Origin of the sequence: Candidatus Contubernalis alkalaceticus, assembly GCF_022558445.1 — a bacterium.
Lineage (GTDB): Bacteria > Bacillota > Dethiobacteria > SKNC01 > SKNC01 > Contubernalis > Contubernalis alkaliaceticus.
Genome location: NZ_CP054699.1, coordinates 1,439,482 through 1,465,738 on the forward strand (window position 1 = coordinate 1,439,482; position 26,257 = coordinate 1,465,738).

25 protein-coding genes are annotated in these 26,257 nt (G+C 41.4%); 22 read left to right on the forward strand and 3 right to left on the reverse strand.

Features of this window, described 5'->3' with window-relative positions:
• Positions 1–30: 30 nt before the first annotated feature.
• The 6 genes from HUE98_RS07025 to HUE98_RS07050 all read left to right on the forward strand — a co-directional run bounded on the left by HUE98_RS07025 (position 31) and on the right by HUE98_RS07050 (position 6,541).
• A complete protein-coding gene (locus tag HUE98_RS07025; protein WP_241423136.1) occupies positions 31–885 on the forward strand; it encodes a PHP domain-containing protein in 855 nt (284 codons plus the stop codon).
• Positions 886–996: 111 nt separating this feature from the next.
• Entirely contained in the window at positions 997–2,433 is a 1,437-nt protein-coding gene (locus HUE98_RS07030) for an acyl-CoA carboxylase subunit beta (protein ID WP_241423137.1), read from the forward strand.
• A 12-nt stretch (positions 2,434–2,445) separates the two neighbouring features.
• Positions 2,446–2,856: an OadG family protein gene (locus tag HUE98_RS07035; RefSeq protein ID WP_241423138.1), complete on the forward strand. Its 411-nt coding sequence runs from the start codon at positions 2,446–2,448 to the stop codon at positions 2,854–2,856.
• Positions 2,843–3,208, forward strand: a complete 366-nt coding sequence (locus HUE98_RS07040) for a biotin/lipoyl-containing protein (RefSeq protein WP_241423139.1) — start codon at positions 2,843–2,845, stop codon at positions 3,206–3,208. Before HUE98_RS07035 ends, HUE98_RS07040 begins: the two co-directional genes overlap by 14 nt.
• A gap of 17 nt (positions 3,209–3,225) precedes the next feature.
• Positions 3,226–4,356, forward strand: coding sequence for a sodium ion-translocating decarboxylase subunit beta (locus HUE98_RS07045; protein WP_241423140.1), 1,131 nt, complete (start codon positions 3,226–3,228; stop codon positions 4,354–4,356).
• Between the two features lie 694 nt (positions 4,357–5,050).
• Complete coding sequence (locus HUE98_RS07050) at positions 5,051–6,541, forward strand: VanW family protein (protein ID WP_241423141.1); 1,491 nt, start codon at positions 5,051–5,053, stop codon at positions 6,539–6,541.
• Here the strand turns inward: HUE98_RS07050 and HUE98_RS07055 are convergent.
• Positions 6,515–6,703, reverse strand: coding sequence for a hypothetical protein (locus HUE98_RS07055; RefSeq protein WP_241423142.1), 189 nt, complete (start codon positions 6,701–6,703; stop codon positions 6,515–6,517). The genes HUE98_RS07050 and HUE98_RS07055 overlap by 27 nt on opposite strands.
• Positions 6,704–6,907, reverse strand: coding sequence for a hypothetical protein (locus HUE98_RS07060; RefSeq protein WP_241423143.1), 204 nt, complete (start codon positions 6,905–6,907; stop codon positions 6,704–6,706). It lies immediately after the preceding gene.
• Between the two features lie 206 nt (positions 6,908–7,113).
• On the opposite strand from HUE98_RS07060, the gene HUE98_RS07065 reads away from it, so the two are divergent.
• From HUE98_RS07065 to HUE98_RS07075, 3 genes are read left to right on the forward strand one after another with little or no spacing between them, the layout of a single operon-like run.
• Positions 7,114–7,668, forward strand: coding sequence for a GDSL-type esterase/lipase family protein (locus HUE98_RS07065; RefSeq protein ID WP_241423144.1), 555 nt, complete (start codon positions 7,114–7,116; stop codon positions 7,666–7,668).
• Positions 7,669–7,712: 44 nt separating this feature from the next.
• Entirely contained in the window at positions 7,713–8,930 is a 1,218-nt protein-coding gene (locus tag HUE98_RS07070) for a DNA recombination protein RmuC (protein WP_241423145.1), read from the forward strand.
• Between the two features lie 43 nt (positions 8,931–8,973).
• The gene (locus tag HUE98_RS07075; RefSeq protein ID WP_241423146.1) at positions 8,974–10,326 is read left to right on the forward strand and encodes a dicarboxylate/amino acid:cation symporter; all 1,353 of its coding nucleotides are present in this window, start codon (positions 8,974–8,976) and stop codon (positions 10,324–10,326) included.
• Positions 10,327–10,430: 104 nt separating this feature from the next.
• Here the strand turns inward: HUE98_RS07075 and HUE98_RS07080 are convergent, their stop codons facing one another.
• Positions 10,431–11,570 (reverse strand): LysM peptidoglycan-binding domain-containing protein, encoded by a 1,140-nt coding sequence (locus tag HUE98_RS07080; protein ID WP_241423147.1) that lies wholly within the window; start codon positions 11,568–11,570, stop codon positions 10,431–10,433.
• A 567-nt stretch (positions 11,571–12,137) separates the two neighbouring features.
• Between HUE98_RS07080 and HUE98_RS07085 the strand changes: the two genes are divergently transcribed.
• The 13 genes from HUE98_RS07085 to mutS all read left to right on the forward strand — a co-directional run bounded on the left by HUE98_RS07085 (position 12,138) and on the right by mutS (position 26,215).
• Positions 12,138–13,295, forward strand: coding sequence for an aminotransferase class V-fold PLP-dependent enzyme (locus HUE98_RS07085; RefSeq protein ID WP_241423148.1), 1,158 nt, complete (start codon positions 12,138–12,140; stop codon positions 13,293–13,295).
• Positions 13,296–13,362: 67 nt separating this feature from the next.
• Positions 13,363–14,460, forward strand: coding sequence for a YedE family putative selenium transporter (gene yedE / locus HUE98_RS07090; RefSeq protein ID WP_241423149.1), 1,098 nt, complete (start codon positions 13,363–13,365; stop codon positions 14,458–14,460).
• A gap of 51 nt (positions 14,461–14,511) precedes the next feature.
• Positions 14,512–14,733 (forward strand): sulfurtransferase TusA family protein, encoded by a 222-nt coding sequence (locus HUE98_RS07095; protein ID WP_241423150.1) that lies wholly within the window; start codon positions 14,512–14,514, stop codon positions 14,731–14,733.
• A 321-nt stretch (positions 14,734–15,054) separates the two neighbouring features.
• Positions 15,055–15,339 carry a DUF3343 domain-containing protein gene (locus HUE98_RS07100; protein ID WP_241423151.1) on the forward strand — a complete coding sequence of 95 codons (285 nt, stop codon included), beginning with the start codon at positions 15,055–15,057 and terminating at the stop codon, positions 15,337–15,339.
• A gap of 119 nt (positions 15,340–15,458) precedes the next feature.
• On the forward strand, positions 15,459–15,935 hold the full coding sequence (locus HUE98_RS07105; RefSeq protein ID WP_241423152.1) for a Fur family transcriptional regulator: 477 nt from the start codon (positions 15,459–15,461) through the stop codon (positions 15,933–15,935).
• Positions 15,936–16,299: 364 nt separating this feature from the next.
• Complete coding sequence (locus tag HUE98_RS07110) at positions 16,300–17,427, forward strand: class II glutamine amidotransferase (protein WP_241423153.1); 1,128 nt, start codon at positions 16,300–16,302, stop codon at positions 17,425–17,427.
• On the forward strand, positions 17,418–18,923 hold the full coding sequence (locus tag HUE98_RS07115) for a glutamate synthase-related protein (RefSeq protein WP_241423154.1): 1,506 nt from the start codon (positions 17,418–17,420) through the stop codon (positions 18,921–18,923). The genes HUE98_RS07110 and HUE98_RS07115 overlap by 10 nt, the downstream gene beginning before the upstream one ends.
• Positions 18,924–18,935: 12 nt before the next feature.
• The gene (locus tag HUE98_RS07120; protein ID WP_241423155.1) at positions 18,936–19,382 is read left to right on the forward strand and encodes a 4Fe-4S dicluster domain-containing protein; all 447 of its coding nucleotides are present in this window, start codon (positions 18,936–18,938) and stop codon (positions 19,380–19,382) included.
• Complete coding sequence (locus HUE98_RS07125) at positions 19,382–20,665, forward strand: NAD(P)/FAD-dependent oxidoreductase (RefSeq protein WP_241423156.1); 1,284 nt, start codon at positions 19,382–19,384, stop codon at positions 20,663–20,665. The genes HUE98_RS07120 and HUE98_RS07125 overlap by 1 nt, the downstream gene beginning before the upstream one ends.
• Complete coding sequence (locus HUE98_RS07130; protein WP_241423157.1) at positions 20,643–21,374, forward strand: GltB/FmdC/FwdC-like GXGXG domain-containing protein; 732 nt, start codon at positions 20,643–20,645, stop codon at positions 21,372–21,374. Before HUE98_RS07125 ends, HUE98_RS07130 begins: the two co-directional genes overlap by 23 nt.
• 178 nt (positions 21,375–21,552) lie before the next feature.
• Entirely contained in the window at positions 21,553–22,899 is a 1,347-nt protein-coding gene (gene miaB, locus HUE98_RS07135; protein ID WP_241423158.1) for a tRNA (N6-isopentenyl adenosine(37)-C2)-methylthiotransferase MiaB, read from the forward strand.
• Between the two features lie 12 nt (positions 22,900–22,911).
• Entirely contained in the window at positions 22,912–23,538 is a 627-nt protein-coding gene (locus HUE98_RS07140) for a hypothetical protein (protein ID WP_241423159.1), read from the forward strand.
• On the forward strand, positions 23,531–26,215 hold the full coding sequence (gene mutS / locus HUE98_RS07145; protein ID WP_241423160.1) for a DNA mismatch repair protein MutS: 2,685 nt from the start codon (positions 23,531–23,533) through the stop codon (positions 26,213–26,215). The genes HUE98_RS07140 and mutS overlap by 8 nt, the downstream gene beginning before the upstream one ends.
• Positions 26,216–26,257 lie beyond the last annotated feature (42 nt).

Here is a 26,257-nt window from a genome sequence, read left to right on the forward strand (position 1 = left end):
ATTCATATTTAAATAAAATGGAGGAATAATATGGATGCTGATCTCCACATTCACACCACTGTGTCAGACGGCTGTTTAAGCCCTAAGGAAGCAGTCAGGTTAGCAAAAGAAATTAATTTAGAGGTACTTTCCATTACTGATCATGACACCATGGGCGGCATATCTGAGGCCCTGGCAGAGGGTGAAAAATTGAAAATTAAAGTAATTCCTGGAGTGGAAATGAGCACAGAATACAAAAATAAAGATATTCACATACTAGGATATTTTGTTGACCAAAAGAATGAGAATTTTCAGATTCTATTGGAGCACTTAAGAAAAGCCAGACAAAAAAGAGTTAAGAATATTATTAAAAAATTAAATGGTCTGGGCTGTAAAGTGAACCTGGATGAGGTGTCAAACCTGGCCAGGGAAGGTTCTGTGGGAAGGCCACATATTGCCAGGGTGCTGGCTCAAAAGGGTTATGTAAATAGTGTGAAGGACGCTTTTGAACGATTTATTGGGTTCAATGCTCCGGCCTATGTGGAAAGGTATAAACTTCTTCCCAAAGAGGTAATTGAACTGGTCTTGAAAGCTGGAGGGGTGCCTGTTTTGGCTCATCCCGGTTTAATAAAAAACGATTCTCTCATTTATGAAATTATTAATGAAGGCCTAAAGGGTTTAGAAGTATTCCATCCGGAGCATAATGAAGAAGAGGTTCAAAAACTTGAGGTAATGGCTTTGAAAAATAAACTTTTAATCACCGGTGGGTCTGACTGTCACGGGATAGATAGCCGGACGGGGTCTCAACTGGGTAGGGTGACGGTCTCTATGTACCATGTAAAGAAACTGGAGCAGGCGGCCAGGGAAATTAAGAGGAAAAACCAGCAGGAGTCATTACAAGGTTAAGCAAATTGCAGGAAAAATAATTTCCAATAATTCTTGTATTTATTTTAAAAAAAAGATAAAATTAAAACAATAATTTTTTTTACTCATTATCGAAAGCAGAGGTGGTACTTTATGGATGTAGAAAGCAAATTAAAATTATTTGAAGATACTCGAGGGGAAAGGATTGCTGAAGCAGGGTCAGAGTCACGAAAAAGAATTGAAAATATCTTGGATCAAGATAGTTTTTTGGAGTTAAATACTTTTGTTACAACTTCAGGCGGTTGGGGTAAAGAAATTATAATCGGTGCCGGCACCATTGATGAAAGGCCTGTATTTATTTTTTCTCAGTGTCCTTCTTCTAATGGGGGTGTATTATCAGGCCAGGGAGTTAGAAAAATTCTTGCTCTGTTAGAACAGGCAGGAAGTACCGGCACGCCCCTTATTGGGATTTTTGACGGAAGTGGGATACAGGTTGAGGATAATATTAGGGCATTACAGGATTTCGGTCAGCTTTTTTCAGGGTATACTACTTATTCCGGGGTTATTCCCTTAATTACTGTAGCAGCCGGTCCGTGCCCCGGTGGTCTGGGATTTATTGCTGGACTGAGTGATTTTGTTTTCAGTGTTCAGCAAAAAACAGAAGTTTTTATTAATTCTCCCCAGGCTATTAAGGAGGTAACTGGTGAAGAGGTATCCGGTTTGGACCTTGGGGGTGCAGGAGTTTTAACTCAAAAGAGTGGAGTTTCTCACTTTCAGGTTGAGAAAGAGGAGGAGCTTTTTCCCAAAGTTAAGAATCTATTTCAATATCTTCCTCTAAATAACATGGAAGAACCACCGTTAATGGACTCTGCAGATGATTTAAACAGGATAGGGCCGGATCTGAAAGATGTGCTGCCCTTGGGTAAATGGGAGTACAATGTAAAGGACATGATAAAGGGGATAGCAGATCAATCTACATTTTTTGAAGTACAGGCCGGTTATGCAGATAATCTGGTGACGGGTTTTATCCGGTTAGGTGGGCAGAGCGTGGGAGTTTTAGCTAATCAGCCCGGCGAATTGTCTGGAGCTTTAGATTTAAATTCCTGTCAAAAAGGAGCTAGTTTTATTCGTTTTTGTGATGCTTTTAACATGCCTATCCTTACGTTGGTGGACGTACCAGGATTTTTGCCCTCCGTAACCCAGGAACAAAGGGGAATCATCAGGAACGGAGCAAAGCTAATATTTGCTTATTCGGAATCGGTAGTCCCCAAAATTACTGTAATTACCGGGAAATGTTACGGGTCAGCCGGGGTCAGTATGGGGAGCAAGTTTTTAGGTATAGACCAGGTATTTGCCTGGCCTACAGCGGAAATAGGTGCGTTGACCTCTCAGGCTTTAGCCGGATTGTTATCCCTCTCCAGTGAAGAAACAGATCAGTTTGTTGCACCGTACGATGCTGCAGCAAAGGGTCTAATCGATGATGTAATTGTTCCCGAAGAAAGCAGGGCTAAAATTATTTATGCTTTTGAATTTATTAGGAATAAAAGAAAGCAGATGCCTGTTAAAAAACACGGGAATTTTCCGGTATAGGAGGGAATCGTTATGCAGGGTTTATGGTTTAGTATAGAGTTAATGGCTTTAGGTTTCACCGTAGTTTTAGTGGTTCTATTCTTGTTAAATATTATATTCCAAGCCTTTGGTACGTTTTTAACAAATGATACTGCCCGGAAAGAGAGCAGGCACGCTGATAAGGTAATGGAGCAGGAGAAAAAAGATATATCTACAGAACCTAAAGGGTTACTAAAGGAAACGGAGGCTGCCGCCTCCGGGATTTCTCCGGAGATTATCGCTGTTATTACAAGTGCAGTCAGCGCTTATCTGGAAAGGCCGGGATATCAACTGCGGGTCAAAAAGATCCGGAGGGGAGATTCTTTGGCGCCATGGGTTTTATCAGGGTCTTTAAGATGTGATAATTACTTACGGGAGGGAAATTTAACTAATGAAAAAATTTAAGATTACAGTCAACGGACAAACTTACGAAGTGGAAGTAGAGGAAATTGGGGGTAGTGCTCAAACTGCTGTCCCTTCTGTTGAACCTCAGGCTCAACCTGCAAAAACGGAAACTGTTTCTGCCCCTTCTGCCTCTGCTGCAGGTACTCCGGTAACGGCCCCTATGCCCGGGGCAATATTAGATATAAAAGTGAATGTAGGAGACCAGGTAGAAGAGGGGGATATAGTGGCTGTTCTGGAGGCCATGAAGATGGAAAACGAATTGAGTGCACCGGTTTCGGGGAAGGTACTTTCTATCTCTTTTAATAAGGGAGCCAGTGTAGATGTAAATGATACAATCCTAACCATCGGCTAAGAATAGGGGGAAAGAACATGCTTATTGACAAGCTAGTTATGTTCATTGATAGTACTGGTTTCATGAACATGACTTTGACGCAGTTTATTATGGTCTTCATTGCTGCCATTTTAATTTATCTGGCCATTGAAAAGAAATACGAACCGCTTCTTTTGCTGCCCATCGGTTTTGGTATGTTTTTGGTCAACTTACCCTTGGGAGGGTTGATGGCTCCTCCCATTGACGGTCAGTTGGGAGGTCTATTTTGGTATCTTTTTCAAGGGGTAGATTTAGGGATATTCCCTCCGCTTATCTTCCTGGGAGTTGGGGCAATGACAGATTTTGGCCCATTGATTGCAAATCCTAAAACTTTTTTATTAGGGGCAGCTGCCCAGTTCGGTATTTTTACTACGGTGATAGGAGCTACCCTTTTGGGTTTTACAGCCAGGGAAGCCGGAGCCATTGGTATTATTGGTGGGGCCGACGGTCCTACGGCAATATATTTAACAGCAAACCTTGCTCCGGAACTTTTAGGGTCTGTAGCCATAGCGGCCTATTCCTATATGGCTCTAGTTCCTATCATACAGCCGCCCATCATGAAAGCCCTTACCACGCCGAAAGAAAGAGAAATCGTGATGGAACAGCTTCGTCCTGTCTCCCGTAGGGAAAAGATCTTATTTCCTATAATCGTTACATTGTTAACAGGGCTGGTAATTCCTGCATCGATACCCCTGGTGGGAATGTTGATGTTCGGGAATCTCTTAAAAGAATCTGGTGTGACGGATCGTCTCAGCAAGACCGCCCAAAATGAACTGAATAATATAGTTGTTATTTTCTTAGGTGTAACTGTCGGGGCAAAAGCCAGCGCTGATGCTTTTTTACGGGTTGAAACTCTGATGATTATTGGCTTAGGTTTGGTGGCGTTTGCTATAGGAACAGCAGCTGGGGTAATTTTAGGTAAAGTTATGTGTAAGCTAAGCGGTGGGAAAATAAATCCGCTGATTGGTTCAGCTGGAGTTTCCGCAGTTCCCATGGCGGCCAGAGTATCACAAACTGTAGGAAGGGAATACAATCCCAACAATCACCTTTTAATGCATGCTATGGGCCCAAACGTAGCCGGAGTTATTGGTTCCGCTGTAGCAGCAGGTATCCTGCTGTCAATATTATAAGTTAAGGAGATTAACAAACTTATCAAGTTGTTTTATATTTTAATTAAAAGCCTTCTATGCAGACATATCAACTTGTAGTTAATTTTTTAAGAATAAGTAAATTTTTAGAATTCTAAAGTGAACCCGTTTCAGCAAGCTCAAAACATCGGGGAATCAGGTGGAGACTCTAATCCACCTGATTAAGACCCCCACCTACGCTAACGCTTAGAGGTGGGGGTCTTATACCTAAAAACCAGGCAGAACTAAAAAACGGTAGGACAGTGAATCATCGCTGCCTTACCGTTTTTTTGTTCTGCCTGGTTTTTTTCCAATATAAATAAGTTAATGGTTTGTTTTTTTCTCATTTGAGTGAACTCGTTTCAGCAAGCTCAAAACATTGGGGAATCAGGTAAAGACCCTACTCCACCTGATTAAGACCCTCACCTACGCTAACGCTTAGAGGTGGGGGTCTTATACCCTAAAAAAAAAAGATAAATTACTAAGATAATAAATGAGCTTCACAACAATTTGTTTGGTTTTTGTAAGAGCAGCTTACAAAGAACTTTCTTTGTTGTGAAGCTTATTTATATTATGGTCAAATTTATGAGAATTATACTAGAAAATATAAAAATAAATTTAAAAATTTAATTATAAATTACTATAAAAAATTATAAATATAAGATAGAAGAAATTTTTAAGGAAAAAGGAGCCTTGTATGGGTAAAAAAGTTCTTGTAACTGCAGGAATTATACTGCTGGTTATTTTGCTGATAGGATTAGGTGACTATCTATATTTTTTAAATAAAGTATATCCAGGAGTATCTATTGGGCAGGAAGCAGTTGGTCTATTAAAAGCTGAAGAAATCAAAGAAGCTTTAAAGTCCCGAGGCTTTGAACAGCAGGAGGTATTGTTTAAATATCCAAAGGAAGTAGAAAAGTATAGTCTGGAGACACTGGGAATTATTCCTGACTATCAATGTCTATCTGACAGAGCATTACAAATAGGTCGTGAGGGAAATATTAATGAAAACATAGTAAAACGTCTGGAGGTTTTACGGGAAGGAAAAGATATTTCCCTATGTTTTATAGTAAATGAGCAAAAGATTGATTCTATACTGCAAGAACTTTCTGGTAAAATAAAAATTGAAGCAAAAGATGCTGATTTTGATATAAAGGGGGACGAAATATCTATTATCCCAGGGGAAAACGGTATTGAGTTAGATAATGAGAAAAGCAAAGAGTGTTTTTATCATGCTTTAAAAGAATTAAGAGAAGTAAAAGCTCCTATAGAATTTTCTATAATGTGTAAGGAAGTTGAACCGGAACTCACAACCGAAACTTTGGAAGAAACAGGAATTAATCAAATGTTGGTTAACTTTCATACGGTGTTTAGTCAAAATGATCAAAATAGAAATCAAAATATTAAATTGGCCAGTGGATTTATTAATCTTTATATGATGGCACCAGGGGAGGTATTTTCATTTAACCAGGTAGTGGGTAATGCTACGGCAGAAAGAGGATTTAAAGAGGCTCCCATTATTGTTGGTGGACAGTTTGTGCAGGGAGTTGGTGGGGGAATATGTCAGGTATCTTCTACATTATACAATGCTGCACTGCTGAGTAATATGGAAATTATTGAAAGGACTAACCACGGCCGTGCAGTAGGTTACCTTCCCCTGGGAAGAGATGCTACCATTGCCTATGATTATTTAGATTTGAAGTTTAAAAATAGTCATTCTCATCATATTTTAATTTCTTCCAGGGTGGAAGATAATAAACTGGTTATACGGATTTTTGGAAATCCCGTCTCGGAGCAAAGGGTTGAAATTAAAACGACAGATGTTGTTAGGATTGAGCCGGAAATAAAAACGGAGGTTAACAATCAGCTGAAGTCAGGAGAAAAAAAAATAGTTCAATCAGGGTCACCCGGTTACCGTGTGACTGTTTGGAGGATTGTATATATAGGGGAAGAAGAAGTTAACCGGGAAAGATTGTCTAGAGATTATTATAAGCCCTCCCCGGTGATCTACCATGTAGGTCCTCAGGTTCAGGCAGAAGCTCCGGTGGACAATCTTCCGGGTAATAATGAATCTGTTGAGGATTATGTGGAAGGGGAAGAAGAAAGAGAGTATAGAGGTGAAGAGGATAGAGAACATCAAGAATCTATAAATCTAGAGATGTTACATGATTTTGTATTCCTCCGGTAAAAGGGACTTAATAAGCAGGACATGGTCTTGAGAGTCTTTCCATACTCTAATAAAAAGATTTCTAATTTCAGAAGCAGTGCATTCTGCAGCATGGTTGCTGTATTGGGCGGCATTACATTTAAGATCTTTTAAGGATTCTATTAGACGATCCATGTCATCCATTTATTTCTCTCCTTTAGATACTCTATTTAGGATAGTTTTCATAAGGATTAAGTGGTCTATTTTGGCGGTGGTTATCTGGTGAAAAGCATTTTGTATGCCGGGGTCAGTAGTTTCTTCCTGGTATTTTTTATATTTCTTTATTTCTATCTGTAAATTTTTAATAGTTTTTTTAAGCAAGTTAATTTCTCCTGAGGAAACGTTCATAAAAACCTCCTTCATGAACTGTAGTTTACTATAACTATCTTTTTATATTTATTATTTCTTCAGATTTTATTAATTATCCTTTTTGGTTAAAGACCCTTTTTTTTAACTGAAAGTGAAGGTGAAATATCAATTATTAAAACATACGTTCTAATTTTCTTATAATTATGTTACAATATATATAAACAAAATTACTGGAGGCTTTTTTTATGTCCAAAGGAAAAATGAAAATAGTTGCATTGGGAGACTCCATAACCTATGGTTTTCCCTATTCTCCCCAGGAATCTTGGGTAGCTATGGCTGGGGATATTTTGAATATGCAGATTATTAACCAGGGTGATTGCGGAGATACTACATCATTTATGTTGTATCGGTTTTTTCAGTCGGTGGTGCACTATAAACCTACCCACGTAATTATTATGGGGGGTGTTAATGATGCTTTTTCCAATATTTCACCGGGAACTGTGGGGGAAAACATAATAAAAATGTGTAACCATGCAGAAGAAGCTAAAATCAGGCCCATAATCGGCCTGCCCACTCCCGTAAATGAAAAACCCTATGAACACATATTAGCCTTGTATCGGGAACGTATGAGTATTTTTGCGGAAGAGAGGGGAATAAAAATCATAGATTTTTACAGGTCTATATTGGATCCCGAAACAGGTGGGATTCAAAGTGATTATCATGTAGATGGTGTTCATCCCAGCTTATACGGATATGAGGCTATGACTCAAGCAGTAAAAAAGGAACATTTTATAGAGTAATTTAAAAGTCACATATCGTAATTTTATTGAGAGGAGGTGGGCGGATGGACTGGCTTTTTATAGCGGTAGTCCTGGCAGTGGGTTTTGTTTTGGGGTTTCTTACCGCTTATTTATTGAAGCTGAATCAGCTGAAAGCCTCCCGGGAAATAGCTGAGGAACTATACAGAAAGAATGAGACCCGGCAGCAGGAGAATATGGAAACCGTATTGGAAAGTGTTAAACTAAATTTTGGGAACCTGGCCTTGGATGCACTTTCAAAATCTACAGAAGAATTTTTGAAACTGGCAAAAACCTGTTTGGAGTCCGAGAGAGAAGTGGGTGTCAGGGAAATTGATGTCAGGAAAAGCTTGATAGACCAACAGCTTCAGCGTATGAACCTGGAAATTGATAATGTTGTCCGTCTGGTCAGGGATTTGGAGCAGGATAGGGAAAAGAAGTTTGGGGAATTGTCCAGTCAGTTAAAAAGCGCTGGTGAACAGACTGCCGCATTACTGCAGACCACCGGTATGATCAGGGAAGTCCTTTCCAATTCCAGGGCCCGGGGGCAGTGGGGGGAAAGGATGGCAGAGGACATACTTAAGGCTGCCGGTTTAATGGAAAATGTCAACTATGTAAAGCAAAAGAATATTGAGGGTTTAGGGACTCGGCCTGATTTTACCTTCTTACTTCCCAAGAACCTGAAGCTTAACATGGATGTTAAATTTTCTTTAGATAACTATGTGCGCTGCCTGGAGGCAAAGTCCCATCAAGAAAAATTAAAATATAAAAATGATTTTTTGAGGGATGTTAAAAATCGCATTAAGGAAATTACTACTAGAGATTACATAAATCCTGAGCAAAAGACTGTGGATTATGTAGTGCTATTTATCCCTAACGACCAGATATACAGTTTTATTCATGAGCAGGAGGGCTCTATATTGGATTTTGCCTTGGGTCACCGGGTTATTGTCTGTTCTCCCATAACCTTGTTTGCTGTTCTAGCTGTAATTCGTCAGGCGGTTGATAATTTTGCTCTGGAGGAGACCTCCAACGAGATATTATCCCTTTTCGGAAGTTTTAAAAAACAGTGGGACCAGTTTCATAAAAAATTGGAATCCTTAGGACGGAAAATTGTTGACCTGCAGAAAGACTACGAGGTTTTATCTACTACCCGGCGCCGACAGTTGGAGAGACCTTTAGACAAGATTGAGGAGCTTAGAACCCAAAAGGGTTTGTGTTCAGCTTCTCTACCTCAGGAGGAACAGGAAAATCAAGAAAGATGATAAGTAAAACTTGTTTTTTATGTAATCTTTTTGAAAGGATGTGTTGAAATTTTTTAAGGATCCATTGGAAATTTTAAAACCTAAACCACTGAAAGACCTGGCAAATCACCTTCAGGGATTGACCAGGGGAAGACTTTGGTTGAAAATATTATTGGCTATGTTTATGGGGGTTGGTGTGGGGATTCTTTTGGGCCCCTCCACAGGACTGGTGGAAAGGGAAGTGGCTGTAGTTATAGGCAGTTGGCTGGCTCTTCCTGGTCAAATATTTTTAGGGCTAATTCAGATGATTGTGGTACCATTGGTTTTTGCTTCTGTGATTACAGGGCTTGCTTCAACAGAGGATATGGAACAGTTAAAAAGTATGGGATCAAAACTGGTATTTTATTTTGTGGTGACTACAACTCTGGCCATCTTCATAGGACTCAGCCTGGCGCTTGTTATTCAACCGGGGAATTTTATTGACAGCAATGCTCTGGAGGCAGTGGCAGAGCCGGTTGAGCTTCCTCAGGAGACGCAAGAGTTAGAAACTCCGGCTCTCACTCAGGTTCCCGATATTATAGCAGATATACTTCCTCAGAACCCCCTTAGCGCTATGGTAGAAAAGCAGATGCTGCAGGTGGTGTTGTTTGCTTTAATATTCGGGTTAGCGTTAATTTCATTGTCGGCGAAACAGTCTAAGCCTTTATTAGATCTGCTTAGTTCTATCCAGGAGGTTTCTATGACCGTAGTGCAGTGGGCCATGCTGTTAGCTCCTGTAGCGGTATTTGGCCTTTTGGCTCAAACCACTATGAGCACCGGGTTAGGAGCTTTGCTGGGGATGGCGGTGTACGTGGCTACAGTATTGGGTGGACTGTTAGTTTTAATGTTAGTTTATTTGGTTATAGTAATGGTGGTATCAGGTAAAAACCCCTGGGTATTTTTGGAAGACATCAGAGAGGTGCAGCTTCTGGCTTTTTCCACTTCCAGTTCAGCGGCGGTTATGCCCCTTTCTATTAAGATTGCCGAAGAAAAACTTAAGGTCAGGCCTTCTATTTCCCAGTTCTTAATACCACTGGGAGCCACTGTGAACATGAATGGTACTGCACTGTATCAGGGGGTGGCAGCTGTTTTTTTAGCCCAGGTGTTTGAAGTTAATTTAAGCCTGGCTTCTTTGCTGCTGATTGTAGTTATGACCGTGGGTGCTTCCATCGGTTCACCGGCAACTCCTGGTGTAGGTATAGTAATTTTATCCACGGTGCTGGCCAGTGTAGGAATACCCGCCAGTGGAATTGCTTTGATTATCGGAGTGGACAGAATATTGGATATGAGTAGAACAGCCATTAACGTAACTGGAGACTTAACCGCCTGCCTGGTGATGAATCGCTGGGTTGGAGGGAAGAGTAGGAAAACCGGTTAATAATTAGACTAAGAGCTAGATTGAATATGATCCATAAAAAAAGGAAGGAGATAAATTCTCCCGCCTTTTTTTATGGATAGTAAATATTTTTTTGGTTTTTATTATTATCGCCCGGCAGCTCTTCTCACCATAGCAGCATGATTCGGGCAAACACTGTTGGTGTTATGGGTGCGGCTGTTCAAGAAATGCACACAGATATGACCGTTGAAATTATTATTGTAAATGGTTTGGATACTGTGGGGCATTCCATTCATAGAAGCTGCGATATATCTTCCACCCACTTCCACTAGGATAGCCCTGGTGTTCCAGCTCCAGCTGCCTCCGTATATCCTTCTCAAGGTTTCCGTGTCCTGAGAGGTAAGAGGCTCCACGTCAGCGTGATTTCCTCCGCCCAATCGTTTCACTCTGAACTTCAGACCTGTGGCTACATCCGTTATGGTTGCAGTAGCTCCTACATTAAACAGCATGCTGGCATAAGGCCATTCCAGGTATTCACCGAAATTTGCGATTCTCTGTCGAGAAGGAACCTGCATGTCCACCGCTGTTTGTGAGTTTTGGGGGATTACCAGAAGCTGTCCCACCATTAAAAGCTGTGAATTTAACCGGTTGGTCTGCATGATTGCCTGTATATTGGTGTTGAACCGATTAGCCAGAGTGGAGAGTGTATCTCCACTTTTTACGGTGTATACCACTCCTTGTTGGGTAAGGGTATTGGACCCGGACTCTTGAGAACCAGAAGGAGAACCCGCCTGGGATGGACCAGGAATATTCAGCACTTGACCTGGATATATGAGTGTGGAGGTTAGTTGATTCAGGCTCATTATACTGCTTACGTTGGAACCGTATCTTTGAGCAATATTAAACAAGGTATCTCCTGCTTGTACTCTGTGTATGGCAAGGTTAACCATACCGCCGGGGATCGTTAAAGCTTGTCCCACCATAATTTCATTGGATTTTAGATTATTTGCGGTTTTTAACTGTTCCACACTTACATTATACCTCTGGGCAAGTATCCATAATGTGTCCCCCGGTTGTACTTTATGTACAGCTGGTTTTGCAGTATCAGGTATGTTGAGGACTTGACCTACTAATATTTGATTTGTGTTAAGATTGTTTACAGCTTTTAGCTGTTCCACACTTACATTGTAACTCTTAGCAATTTTCCAAAGGCTGTCCCCGGGGATTGCTTGATATGATGTGGCTCCGGCTGATACTGTAAAGATTATTACCATCAAGATTACCATTAAAAAAGCGGCTGCACGTTTAATAATATTTTCCTCCCTTACATAGATTATGTTAACTAAGCTGCGAAAAAATTATAACATGTGGGAAAAAAGGAAACAAAAATAAAAAAATGGCTCCAGGCGGTATAACAGGTAACTTAAACTAATGTTTTTACTATAGAGAACCAAAAAATATACAATTACAGTAATATGGTAAAAGGTGGCTAATTATTGCAGTGCAAATATTAAGTAAAATAAACAAAAACTTAATAAATACGGGGATAAATTTAATATCTTTTTTGGATAAGAGAAAATATTTTAGTTAAATAGTAATATATAACAACAGTGTTAAAAATTGAGCTCACATAATACGAATAAAGAATATGTGCTCTGGAGAACTAAAATACGATTCAATTTAGTTAAGTATGGTAGGTGGTATTACTTTTAGTTTGAAAACAACGAAACAAACAAAACAAAAGGTTATGACAGGTATGAAGGAAAGAGCTTTTTTTTCTCGAATTAATTAATAAATGTAATAACTATTCTAAAAATGTGTGCATTACGGTTGCGCAACAGAGGGGAGTACACATGGTTATCTATATGGATAATGCTGCCACATCCTATCCCAAGCCAAAAGAAGTCTTGGCTGCCATGAATCATTTTTTTCATGAAATTGGGGGGAATCCCGGAAGGTCCGGGCACAGACTTTCCTTGGAATCGGGGGAAATTGTTTATGATACCCGGGATGCTTTAGCCCAGCTATTTAACATTGAAGACCCTTTACAAATTGTATTTACTTTAAATGCTACTATGGCTGTCAATACTGCATTATCAGGTCTTTTAAAACCTGGAGACCATGTTGTTACCAGTGTTTTGGAGCATAATTCTGTGGCCAGGCCCCTCAGGCATCTGGAGGATAATGGAGTGGAACTTACCCGGGTAAGCTGTCCAGCTCCAAATTATCAGTTAGACCTGGTACAGTTAGAGAAAAGTATACGAAAAAATACTCGTTTAATAGCCATTCTACATGGTTCCAATGTAGTGGGAACTGTTTTTCCTTTAGAAGAAGTTGGGAAGATAGCTCAGAAACACGGAGTTTATTTCCTGGTGGATGCGGCGCAGACAGCAGGGGCTTACACAATTGATGTTCAAAAAGCTGGAATCCATCTGCTGGCATTTACGGGTCACAAAGGACTGTTTGGGCCCCAGGGGACAGGGGGCTTATATGTGGATCCGAAAGTTAAACTGGAGAAATTATACCGGGGTGGTACAGGCAGCATGTCTGAGGCGGATCGGCAGCCGGAGTTTATGCCGGACTCCTTAGAGAGCGGTACCCCTAATGCAATGGGATTGGCCGGGCTGGGAGCAGGAGTACATTTTATACTGAAAGAAGGCCTGACAAAAATTAGGGAAAAGGAAATAGAATTAACCAACTCACTGATGCGGGGACTGACAGACATTCCCGGAATTAAAATTATTGGGGAAGAAAAAGCACAAAATCGTATGCCTCTGGTTTCATTTCTAATGGAGCATGTTTCCCCTTCAACGATAGGAGAAATATTGGATGAAAGGTATAATATTATGACCCGGGTAGGGCTGCACTGCTCCCCCTGGGCTCATGAGACTATGGGGACCTATCCGGAGGGTACTGTAAGAATAAGCCTCAGCTATCTTAATACTTTAAGTGAGGTTGATACATTATTAGAGGCGGTCCGGGAGATAACTCGGGAGGAGGTGAGAGTATAACATTAATTATAGCGTCTGAACCTGGTTTTTGTTTTAATTAAAATTGAAAGGATGTTGTTGGCAAATTATGGATGAAAAAAAGTTAATTGCTTTATCCGGTGCGGTAATTGGTATGCTGGGTGTATTACTGGTATTCCTGGGTAATGCACGGAACTATGGAATCTGTGTGGCCTGTTTTATACGGGATATTGCCGGAGGGTTAGGACTGCACCGTGCCGAAGTAGTGCAGTATATTCGTCCCGAAGTCTCTGGTTTTATACTGGGGGCCTTTATTATTGCTCTTCTCGCGGGAGAGTTTAGGGCTCGAGGAGGTTCTTCACCATTATTACGGTTTATTTTAGGCTTTATTGTTATTGTAGGGGCCTTAATCTTCTTGGGATGCCCTCTGCGAATGGTACTGAGGTTAGCCGCTGGTGATCTGAATGCACTGGTGGGATTGGGAGGTTTTACTGCAGGGATTTATATAGGTATTATTTTTTTGCGCAGGGGTTTTTCCCTGGGACGAAACTATTCTATGGGCTCCTCCAACGGTTATGTCCTTCCAGCCATAGCCATAATACTGTTATTACTGGTAATTATAAGGCCTTCTTTTATCTTTTTTAGTGAATCTGGACCGGGTTCTTTGTTTGCCCCCATTTTTCTATCTCTGCTGGCAGGGTTAGTGGTAGGAGCATTGGTACAGCGAAGTCGGCTCTGTATGGCCGGGGGAATTCGAGATTTATTCTTAATAAAGGACCCTCACCTGTTTTACGGTACTCTGGCTCTGTTCTTGGCAGCCCTGGTCAGCAGCTTGGCCTTTGGTTATTTTCAACTGGGTTTTTTAGATCAGCCTATTGCTCATACTGATGGAGCATGGAACTTTATAGGGATGCTGGTGGTTGGATTAGGTTCTGTGCTGCTGGGAGGATGTCCTTTAAGGCAGATTATAATGGGGTCAGAAGGAGATACAGATGCCGGGTTGACTTTTTTAGGGATGCTTACTGGAGCAGCTTTCATGCATAATTTTGGGCTTGCTGCCAGTCCCGCCGGTGTACCTGTAAACGGACAGATTGCGGTGGTCATATCTTTGGTAGTTCTGGTGGTTATAGCGGTCAGCAATTGTAAGGTAAGCATGCCGGTCAAATCGTCAAAGAGTTTCCCCTCGGGAACTCCCAAAAAGTTTTAATGGTAAAGTAATTAATAAGAAGGATTTAGAAAAAAGATGAGGAGAGATAATATGTCAGAGGAAATTCAGGCCATTGATGCCAGGGGAAAGCTGTGCCCGGAACCGGTGGTATTGACCCGAAAAGCCATGGATACTTTTCCTGGTGAAGCCTTGTTAATCCTGGTGGATTCACCAGTGGCTAAGGAAAATGTTTCCCGTCTCGCTAAAAAGCAAGGATATAAAGTTACTATTAATGATGAGGATGGAGACTATCTTATTACTATTAAACGATGAAAAATGGGTATAATTGGTCCGGTTAGGACTGAAAATAAAAGCTTGGGTAGACCTCACCTGATTAAAGTTTCTTCAGCGATATTATGTTGTTGGAGCAATAAAAAAGTGAGGTCTTTTCATATTCATTCATCTGTCAAAATAAAATTTTTCTTCCATTTTTTTTGCCCAATTTTTTAAACTTTATAACTGCAATAAGAATGAAGTAAGCGTTCAACTATGTTATAATATATCGGAACAGTTAAATTTCCGGCCTTAACTTTTGTGGTTATAAACTATAAAGACAAAGCTTTTTGCAGAAAATATTTAGAAGGTGATTAAAAAGTGATTGAATATTATGTAGCGACGTTTTACTCTACCAACTATGCCTTGAAATGTGAGAAAATCTTGAAGAATAGCAGTGTAAATATTAAATTAATTCCGGTTCCCCGGCAGGTTAGTTCAAATTGTGGACTGGCTGCTCGTATGGACATGGAAGCTTTGGCTGCTTTCTTTAACCTGTTAAAAGAGGGGGTAATAGAAGTAGAGGATTTATTTAGAGTGGAAAAAGAAGGCAATAATTTAAAATTTACTCCATTACACGATGGGGAATTAAAACTTGAGAAATAACCTTGATAAGGTTATTTTTTTTGTATATAATATAATAGAAAAATAACTGAAAATGATTATCAGCTAATTTCTATTTTTAAATATCATATTACAATAAGAGACAGGGTGGGGATTTGACAGTGTATAATTCTGATAAAAAGTTGAGAGAAAAAAGGATTAAGGTAACTCCCCAAAGGGCAGCTATTTTAGAGGTGTTAAATAATACCAAAGAGCATCCCGGGGTAGAGGAAATTTACAAAAGGGTAAAAAAACAGTTTCCTTCTATCAGTTTAGCCACGGTATATAAAACAGTAGAGCTATTTGTACGTTCCAATCTTATACAGGAGTTGTGCTTAACAGGGGACGTGTCCCGTTATGATGCTAATATAGAACCACACCCCCATGTGACCTGTATGAAATGTGGAAGAGTAGATGATATTTATGGTTTAAGTCTGGAATGCTTGATAGAACCTGCTGAGAAAGCTACAGGTTATAAACTACTAAAAGAAGAAACCATGTATTTCGGTTTCTGCCTTACTTGTAAAAAACAGGTGTGCCAGGGGGACGGTTCTTCTGACATACATTCCCAGGGAGACGTTTCTTCTGACAAATATTAATGACTTTGCCATTGGTTGTCAAGGGGGCGGTTGTTACAATATATTTCATTAGGTGCATTAAGGTGTGTCAAGAGAATCGTTCCCCTGACGCACCTGTTTTTGTTTTATGATGTATGTCAAGAGAACCGTCCCCTATCTCCCTTCACTTTTTAGATTGGTATTAGGTTGGTATAAAAGTTATAAAAAATACGAAATATCTATTGACAAGAAATTAGATGTAAAATATAATGGTTTCACCAAACAAAATAAGATTTTACAATATGAAAATGAAATTGATACAACTTCGTATCAAAAAAGGCAAAGGCGCCTTAAAAATTTTTTAATTTTTAAGGCGCCTTTGTTTACAGAAAGGAAGTGGGGAGCAATGTGGCGCTCTGGAAAAAGGTTGAACCGGAAACCTATCGAAGGGGATGTGAGAATTCCATCCGGTTGTGCCGTTTCTGGCATATTCAATAAAAAGGGAAAGCTTTTCTCAGGGGAAACCATTATAAAATCTATCAGCATAATGAGGGATCGGTCTAATGGGCTGGGGGGAGGATTTGCCGCTTACGGCATTTATCCTGATTACAAAGAGTTTTATGCTCTTCACCTTTTTTTTGAATGTGAAGAAAACAGGAGAGAAGTTGAACATTACTTAAAAGAAAATTTTCTGGTGGAAAAGGGAGAGAGAATTCCCACTCAAAAAGTGCAAGTAATTTTGGATGCACCCATCATTTATCGATATTTTGTAAAACCCCGGGGAGATATTTGTGAAAATATGTGTATGACTCCAGATGAGTTTATGGTCCGGCAGGTAATGTTTATTAACAGCAGTTTTGACGGGGCTTATGTTTCTTCCAGTGGAAAGAATATGGGAGCTTTTAAAGGAGTTGGGTATCCAGAGGATATTGGAGAGTTCTATGACCTGGCAGGTTATAAAGGTTATTTATGGACAGCCCATGGTAGATTTCCCACCAATACTCCGGGATGGTGGGGGGGAGCTCACCCTTTTACACTGTTAGACTGGTCTGTTGTTCATAACGGGGAGATTTCTTCTTATGGCACCAATCGCCGCTATTTGGAGGAGTTCGAATATGAATGTGCTCTTCAAACAGATACGGAGGCAGCGACTTACCTGTTTGACCTGCTTTTAAGGTGTCATGGACTCCCGCTGAAGGCCGCCTGCCAGGTGTTGGCGCCGCCGTTCTGGGACGAAATTGAAAGAATGCCCGAGAAGGAAAAAGAAATTGCCCGTGCTCTGCGTATGGTATACGGAAAGGGTCTTTTAAATGGCCCCTTTTCCATCATTCTGGGATCCAGCTCTGGTATGGTTGCTATAAATGACCGTATTAAGCTTAGACCTTTGGTAGCGGCAGAACAGGGAGATATGCTGTATGTGGCCAGCGAGGAAGCGGCTATTATTGAAGTTTGTGCCTGTCCTACAAAAGTTTGGACTCCCCGCGCCGGCCAACCAGTAATCGGTCAATTGGAGGAGGCTGTGTTATGGGTTTAAGTTTGCTAATGCCGGAATACAGAGTTGATCGGGATAAGGATAGGTGTATAGATTGTAAAGTATGCGTGAACCAATGTCCTTATGAAGTTCACTATTTTGATGAGGACGAGGGAAAAGTTTTTGCCAGGGAGGAAAATTGTGTGAACTGCCACCGTTGTGTGGCCCTCTGTCCTACCCGGGCATTGATAATTAGAAAATATCCTCTGGAATTCAGGGAAAATGGTAGTTGGCAGGGGATAGACATTCGCCAGATTCAGAAACAGTCAGAAACCGGTGGGATTTTGCTTTCGGGGATGGGAAATCCCAAATCTCTGCCGGTGATTTGGGATAAAATACTTCTAAACGCCAGTCAGGTTACTAATCCATCTATTGACCCTCTCAGGGAGCCCATGGAGCTGAAAACTTTCCTGGGGAGAAAACCGGAGAGACTGGAGATAGGATCTGACGGCAATCTAAAGACAAAAATTCCACCGCAGCTGGAGCTGTCAGCTCCTATTATGTTTTCAGCCATGTCCTTTGGGTCTATAAGCCTGAATGCATGTCGGGTGTTGGCGGAATCTGCGCAGCAGTTGGGGATTTGTTATAATACCGGGGAAGGTGGACTGCATCAGAGTCTTTACCAGTTTGCGGATAATACCATCGTTCAGGTAGCCTCCGGACGTTTTGGGGTTAATAGTGAATATTTAAACATTGGAGCAGGTATAGAGATTAAAATCGGTCAGGGGGCAAAACCAGGGATTGGTGGGCATCTGCCGGGAGAGAAAGTCAGAGAGGAAGTTGCTGCCACCCGGATGATTCCCATAGGCACTGATGCTATATCGCCAGCACCACATCATGACATATATTCAATTGAAGATTTAAAGCAGTTGATATTTGCTTTGAAGGAAGCATCTGGTTATAAAAAGCCGGTATCGGTAAAAATAGCCGCTGTTCACAATGCAGCTGCCATAGCTTCGGGAATGGCCCGGGCTGGTGCAGATATTATTACCATCGATGGATTTAGAGGAGGCACAGGAGCAGCCCCCACTCGAATACGTGATAATGTAGGAATTCCAATAGAATTTGCCATCTCGGCAGTGGATAACCGGCTGAAGGATGAAGGAATACGCAGTCAGGTTTCTGTGGTAGCTGCTGGAAGTATCCGCAGCAGTGCGGATATCATTAAAGCCATAGCCTTAGGGGCTGATGCTGTATATATCGGAACTGCAGCGCTGCTGGCTATGGGCTGTCATCTCTGCCGGAAATGCTATATGGGCAAATGCAGCTGGGGAATTGCCACTCAACAACCACATTTAATAAAGAGGTTAAATCCGGAAATAGGAACGGAACGTTTAGTGAACCTTATAACCGGTTGGAAACATGAAATAAAAGAAATATTAGGTGGGATGGGCATTAATGCCATCGACAGCCTCAGGGGAAACCGGCACATGCTGCGGGGAGTGGACCTGAACACTCGTGAATTGGACATTCTGGGCATTAAGGCCGCCGGGGAATAGGAGGAATTTTAAGTGAAGAGAATCTATGCCCGTGAAGAATACTGTGTTGGATGTCGATTGTGTGAAATATTCTGTGTGGTTGGGCATTCCAAATCCAAAGATATCATCAAAACCTATAAAAAAGAAGAAGATCGCCCCGCACCCAGGGTTGTGGTGTGGGAGAAGGGCCCTCTATCCTTTGCATTTCAATGCAGGCATTGTGACCAACCGGTTTGTGTGGAAGCCTGTATTACCGGGGCTTTAAGTAAAAATGAAGAGGGAGCAGTACTTTGTAATGAAGATAAATGTGTAGGCTGCTGGACCTGTATTACGGTATGTCCCTTTGGTGCAATAAAAAGGGGAGATAGTGAAAAGAAAAAGATTGTTAAATGTGACCTTTGCAGCGGGGAATCGGAACCATTTTGTGTGAGTCACTGCCCAAATCGGGCTATTGTCTTTGAAGAAAGGGGCGTGGAATAATGAAATACGTTATTGTTGGTAATTCGGCCGCCTCAGTGGGTGCAGTAGAAGGTATTCGGAAGGTTGATCCTGAGGGAACCATCATGGTTTTATCTGAGGAATCATATCCGGCTTATTCCAGGCCATTAATTTCCTATTACCTTGCGGGAAAGGTTAAGGAAGAAGATATGTATTATCGAGACCCGGACTTCTATGAAAAAAACCGGGTGGAACTGCTGATGGGCAAAAAAGTTATTGGGATTGCACAGAAGCAAGGAACTGTGGAAGTTGAAGGTCAGCAGCCTATCCCGTATGATCGTCTGCTTTTGGCTGTGGGAAGCAGTCCTTATCTGCCTCCCATAAAAGGGATTGATAATCAAGATTATTATTTTTTTAACTATTTTAACGATGTTAAGGAAATAGAACATAAAATTATGAATAAACAGGTTACTCAGCCTTTGATTATCGGAGCCGGCCTTGTAGGTATGAAAGCTGCCGAAGCCCTGGCTCTGTTAGGGTTATCTGTAACGGTGGTGGAGTTAGGTCCCCATATTTTGGGATCTATACTCAGTGAAGCCCCCGCCCGGATGGTGCAGCGCAGGATGGAGGAAAAGGGAATCCGTTTTATTTTTGAAAAATCCGTAAAAGAAGTCCCCTGGGGGCAGGACCCTCAGGGAGTGATTCTCTCCGACGGACAGGGGGTGCTGACAGATCTTCTCATCGTGGCTGCTGGGGCACGACCTCGACTGGAACTGGTGGAAGAGCTGCCTCTGGGTAAAAACCAGGGAGTTAAGGTAAATCAGTATATGCAGACGGACCTGGAGGACATCTTCGCTGCAGGGGATGTGGCAGAGGGATGGGATACGCTTCAGGAAGAAAACCGAGTGATTCCTATCTGGCCTGGAGCTTATCGGCAGGGTTTTTTAGCAGGACTGAACATGGCTGGACTAAAAACAGAAGACGTCGGGGGCTTTGCCCTGAATTCTATTGGTTTCTTCGGTTTTCCCATCATTACTGCCGGGGTTTTCGAAGCTAAGGAGGGGAACGAAGAAGTTTTATGTCGGGAAAAACCCAATAGTTTTCTTCAATTAGTATTCAGGAATAATCGTCTTTTAGGCTTTATAAAAGTTGGAGAGGTGGACCGGGCTGGTATTTTGACCTGGTTAATTAAAGATCGTATTGATTGCAGCACTTTTAAAGAGAATCTCTTAAAACCTGATTTTTGTTTATTGGATCTGCCTTTAGCACTGCGAAGAGATCGCATGAGGGGAGGGGAAAACGTTGAAAGTATTGGATGCGCATAAATTATATTATAAAGAGTTAAATGATATCATTAAAGCAGAAGCCCCCCGTGAAAAAGAAATAAGAATTAAAAATGTCAGGGGACAGCGGTTTATTGGAGGGACTTTGAATGAAGGGTGCACTTTATTTTTGGACGGTGTCCCCGGGAATGATATGGGTTCTTTTATGAACGGTGCTCATATAGTGGTCAGCGGAAATGCCCAGGATGGTGTGGGAAACACTATGAACAAAGGGGAAATTATCATACACGGTCATGCCGGAGATATCATGGGTTATGCTATGCGGGGCGGTGAAATCTATGTGAAGACTGAAGTAGGATATCGGGTGGGCATCCATATGAAAGAATTTGGAGAGCAGATCCCTCAGCTGATTATTGGAGGTTCTGCAGGCAATTTTCTAGGAGAATACATGGCCGGAGGAGTTATTATTGTTTTGGGGATCGGATATTCACCGGAAGAATCCATTGGAAGTTTCTGTGGTACCGGAATGCATGGAGGGCGAATATACCTCCGGGGAGAAATCCCCTCTTATAAATTTGGCAGGGAAGTAAAAGAGGTTGCTCTGGAGGAAGAGGATTATAGTTTATTGGAAAGTAAAGTTAAAAAGTACTGTAGTTATTTCGATTATCCCTATGAAGAAATAAACTTAAAGGATTTTCATAAATTTGTTCCCAAAGGTTCAAGGCCTTATGGAAATCTTTATGCATACTAATTAGACTCACCCTTCTTACCAGCCCTTTGGGCTGTTTTTTTTTGATCTTATAAAGGGTAGGTTTTTATGGAATAATAATCAGCATGTTGTGACCTTTTGCGTGTCATGGTAAAATAAGTCTTAGTATCTTAAAAATTTTATTAAAGTAAATGTATTATTAGAAGGTGGTTTTAAAAAAGTGAACCAACATAAAAAATTTCATCTTAAGACCTTCGGCTGTCAGATGAATGTTCATGACTCAGAAGTTCTGGCGGGCTTTTTAGAAGGCCTGGGTTACCAGGAGGTTGATGATGTAAAGGAAACAGATATAGTTATTATGAATACCTGTGCCATACGCCAGAAAGCCGAAGAGAAAGTAGTGGGCATGATTGGGAAGCTGAAAAAGCTTAAAAGGGAAAATCCAAGCCTGATTATCGGTATATGTGGTTGTATGGTGCAGCAGGAAAAGACAGCAGAAATGATAAAAAGTCGTTTTCCCTATGTGGATCTGATTTTTGGGACTCATAACCTACACCGTTTTTCAGAACTTTTAACAGAAGCCCAGGAGAGCAGGGAGACGATTTTGGATATTTGGCCCGAGGGTAAGGAGGTTGTGGAGGGGCTGCCAATATCCCGCAAGGATGGAATTAAGGCCTGGGTGAATATAACTTATGGGTGCAATAATTTCTGTTCTTATTGCGTGGTTCCCTATGTCCGGGGCCGGGAAAAGAGTCGGGAAATTGTCAATATTATGATGGAAGTTGAAGGACTGGCTAAAGAAGGTTATAAAGAAGTGACCCTTTTAGGGCAAAATGTGAATTCCTATGGAAAGGATTTAGGACAGGGGGTTTCTTTTGCTCTGCTTCTTGAAAAAATGGGAAATATTCAGGGGCTGGAAAGGATACGTTATATGACTTCTCATCCTCGGGATTTCAACCGGGAGCTTATAGAGGTGATATCCCGTTCACAAAAGGTTTGTGAGCATTTTCATCTTCCTATACAGTCAGGGAGCAGTAAAATATTGGATAAAATGAACCGGGGATATACCCGAGAGCACTATTTAAAGGTGGTTGCTGACATACAAAAGATGATCCCCAACTCAAGTATTACTACGGATTTTATTGTGGGTTTTCCAGGGGAGACAGAGGAGGATTTTTTGGATACTCTGGAAATTGTGGAAAAGGTCAGGTTTGATGCGTCTTTTACTTTTATTTATTCTGTTCGTAAGGGTACCAAAGCGGCAGATATGCCGAACCAGATTCCAGAGGAGGTAAAGAAAGAAAGGCTTTATCGCTTGAATGAAATTCAAAACCGTATAAGCCGGGAGATTCATGAAGTCCTCAAAGGAAGCATAGTGAATGTTTTGGTGGAGGGATTCAGCCGGGAAAATGATTCATATTTGACCGGGAGAACCCGTACTAATAAGCTGGTAAATTTTACGGGAAACAAAGAAATAGTAGGAAAAATTATTCCGGTAAAAATTACCGAGGCAAAAACCTGGAGTCTAGACGGAGAGATGGTCCAGGAGACAGTTAGGAAGAGATAGGAGGAAGCTGACATGAAAATTATTAAAATATTATTTTTTTATCTAGTGATTTGCGGGGTTTTATCCGGCCTAATCTATTATTTTACGGAAAACATTGTTTTTGCTGCCTCCATATGGGTGGTATATGGGGCAGGTCTGGTTCTGGGGAAAATAACAGAGTTGATTTTTTCAATAATTTTCTCACCTCTTCACGGGAATGCTTTTGCCTCCATAATGGTTTTTTTATCAGTAGGGCTTTTAGTCGGTACTGTTGATTTCTATTTCATGGTACCAGTCATCCAGGGGGCAGTGGAATATCCCTTACCTTTAAGTTTTTCTGTACCCCTTTTTATAGTATATGGGGTGTTCTTATTCTTTTATTTGATTATTTATTATATCAGAAATCGGACGTGCCCCAGCTGTAAAGGTATTACTTTACGGAAAGGGGGATTTTGTCACCTCTGTGGTTTTTCGGGAAAATATTCAAAAGGTGGACAAGAAAAAGCTCCCTATGTACAGTCAAGAATGGAATCAGCGGCTGCACTGGAAAATCAGGAGGAGCAAAAGGATTATCAACAGGAGGTTCAAGGGGAAACCTCTCAACAGACAGTCCCTCAGGATGAAGAAACACAGATTTTTGGAGGGGACAACATTGGCTAAGGAAACACCTATGATAAAGCAGTATTGGGAAATAAAAAATAAGCATCAGGATAAATTATTATTTTTCCGGGTAGGGGATTTTTATGAGATGTTTTTCGAAGACGCTAAAGCGGCTGCCAGGGAGTTGGAAATCGTTCTGACTTCTCGGGACAATAATGTCCCTTTGGCAGGTGTCCCTTATCATGCCGTAAATTCATATATTGCCAGGCTGATTGAAAAAGGGTATAAGGTTGCCCTGTGTGACCAGGTGGAGGATGCCAGGTTAGCAAAAGGACTGGTAAAAAGGGAAGTAACTCGGGTAATCACTCCGGGAACGGTTTTAGATGAAAACCTCCTTCAGGGTTCACAGAACAATTACCTGTGTGGGCTCTATATATCGGAAGAGGGAATTGGCCTTTCTGCGTTGGATGTATCTACCGGTGAATTTCTTGCAGTTCAATTTACGGGGGAGGACAGGTTTGCAAAACTGCAGGAGGAACTTATGAAATTTAATCCTGCAGAGTGTGTTTTCAATGCCTCAGCCGCAGAGAATCCACACTTGACGAAGGTTTTGGATAGGATATCGGGAGCACTGCGCACCCCTTTTAGGGATTACTGTTTCTCCCCAGAAAAGATAAAAGAAACTTTTTCCGCACTATTTAATATTCTCTCCTTGGAAAGCCTGGGCTGTACAGATTTCCCCCTGGCAGCCGGGGCTGCAGCAGCGGTTACAGCCTATCTTAAAGAACTGCATATAGGCTCCCTGTCCCATATAAACCGCCTTAAGTTTTATCAACCGAAAAACTATATGATGATTGATGGGGTAACTCGGAGGAATCTGGAACTGACTCAGACCATCAGAACAAGTAAAAAAAGCGGCTCCCTACTGGGGGTGCTTGATCATACCCTGACCTCCAACGGTGGTAGGCTCTTGAGAAAATGGATCCTTGAACCACTAAATGAAAAAAACCAAATTGAACTTCGATTGCAGGGGGTTCAGGAGTTTATGGACACTCCCTTTATTCGGGAGGACTGTCAGCGGGTATTGGATAATGTTTATGACCTGGAAAGGATTATGGGACGTATAAATTTTGGCAGCGCCCATGCTCGGGATTTAATCCAATTAAAAAAAACGTTGAAAGAATTTCCTTTTATTAAAGACCTGCTGCACCAACTGCAAAGTTCTATTTATAAAGAATTGAAGGAAAAATTTAATACTCTGGAGGAACTGTACAGTTTAATTGAAGAATGTCTGGTGGACAACCCTCCGGTTTCCATAAAAGAAGGCGGACTGATTAAAGACGGGTACGATTTAGAACTGGATGAAATACGAAAGATTTCCCGGCAGGGTAAAAACTGGATCCTGGAGCTGGAAAAAGAAGAAAGGGAAAGGACGGGAATTAAGACCCTTAAAATAGGTTTTAACAAAGTTTTCGGTTATTATATTGATATCAGTAAATCCAGGCTGAACAATATCCCTGAAGATTATATTAGAAAACAAACCCTGGTGAATTCCGAAAGATTTATTACTCCCCGTCTAAAGGAATTAGAGGAGAAAATTCTAGGAGCAGATGAAAAAATTGAGGCCAGAGAGTATTATTTATTCGAACAGGTGAGAAGCGCTGCCGCCAAGAAGACCCCCCAAATTCAGAGAAGCGCCCGGGTTATCGCTGTTTTGGATTGCTTGTTAAGCCTGGCCAGGGCAGCCATTCAGAACCATTACTGCCGACCATCTATAAACCAAGAGAACCGGGTAGTGATACGGGAAGGAAGGCACCCGGTGGTAGAAAAGTGCCTTTTGGATCAGCAGTTTGTTCCCAATGATACCATACTGGATGAAGAGGAATACAGAATCCTTATTATTACCGGCCCTAATATGGCTGGAAAGTCTACATACATGCGTCAGGTAGCCTTGATTTGCCTGATGGCTCAGATGGGTTCCTTTGTGCCCGCCCAGAGTGCTGAACTATGTCCGGTAGACAGAATATTTGCCAGGGTGGGGGCAGCAGATGACCTGGCCGGTGGACAGAGCACTTTCATGGTGGAAATGAACGAATTGGCAAATATCTTAAATAATGCTACCCCTCAAAGCCTGGTAGTTCTAGATGAGATAGGGAGAGGCACCAGTACCTTTGATGGTATGAGCATTGCCTGGGCAGTGGTAGAATACCTCCATGATATGAGGTCTTCAGGGGCTAAAACACTTTTTGCCACTCATTATCATGAACTGACAGACTTAGAAGAGAGTCTGCCGGCGGTAAAAAACTATTCTATCGCTGTAAAAGAAGAGGGTGAGGATATAGTTTTTCTGCGTAAGGTAATTCCTCAAAAGGCAGACCGTAGTTACGGAATTCAGGTGGCAAGATTGGCCGGACTTCCCACGGAATTGATCACCAGGGCAGCTGACATTTTATCTGAACTGGAGCATGAAAAGCATAAGAATTTCTCAACTGTTCTTTGCGAAACCGAAAGGACAACCTCCGAAGTTTTTGGAGACTGTAACTTACGTAAAGGTTTAAAAGTTGGTGTAAATTCATGGGGTGTTATGGAAGAGCACCGCACCACTATAACAGATACATTATTAAAAATAAAAAGTGCTGATCCTTTGAGAACCACTCCCATGGAAGCATTGAATGTACTTCATGAGATTTATGAAATACTAAAAAGACTGGATATTGATCTTGAAGAAGAACTTTAAATGACCAAGCCCTGGTCTTATTTCTGAGATAGATAGAGGAGG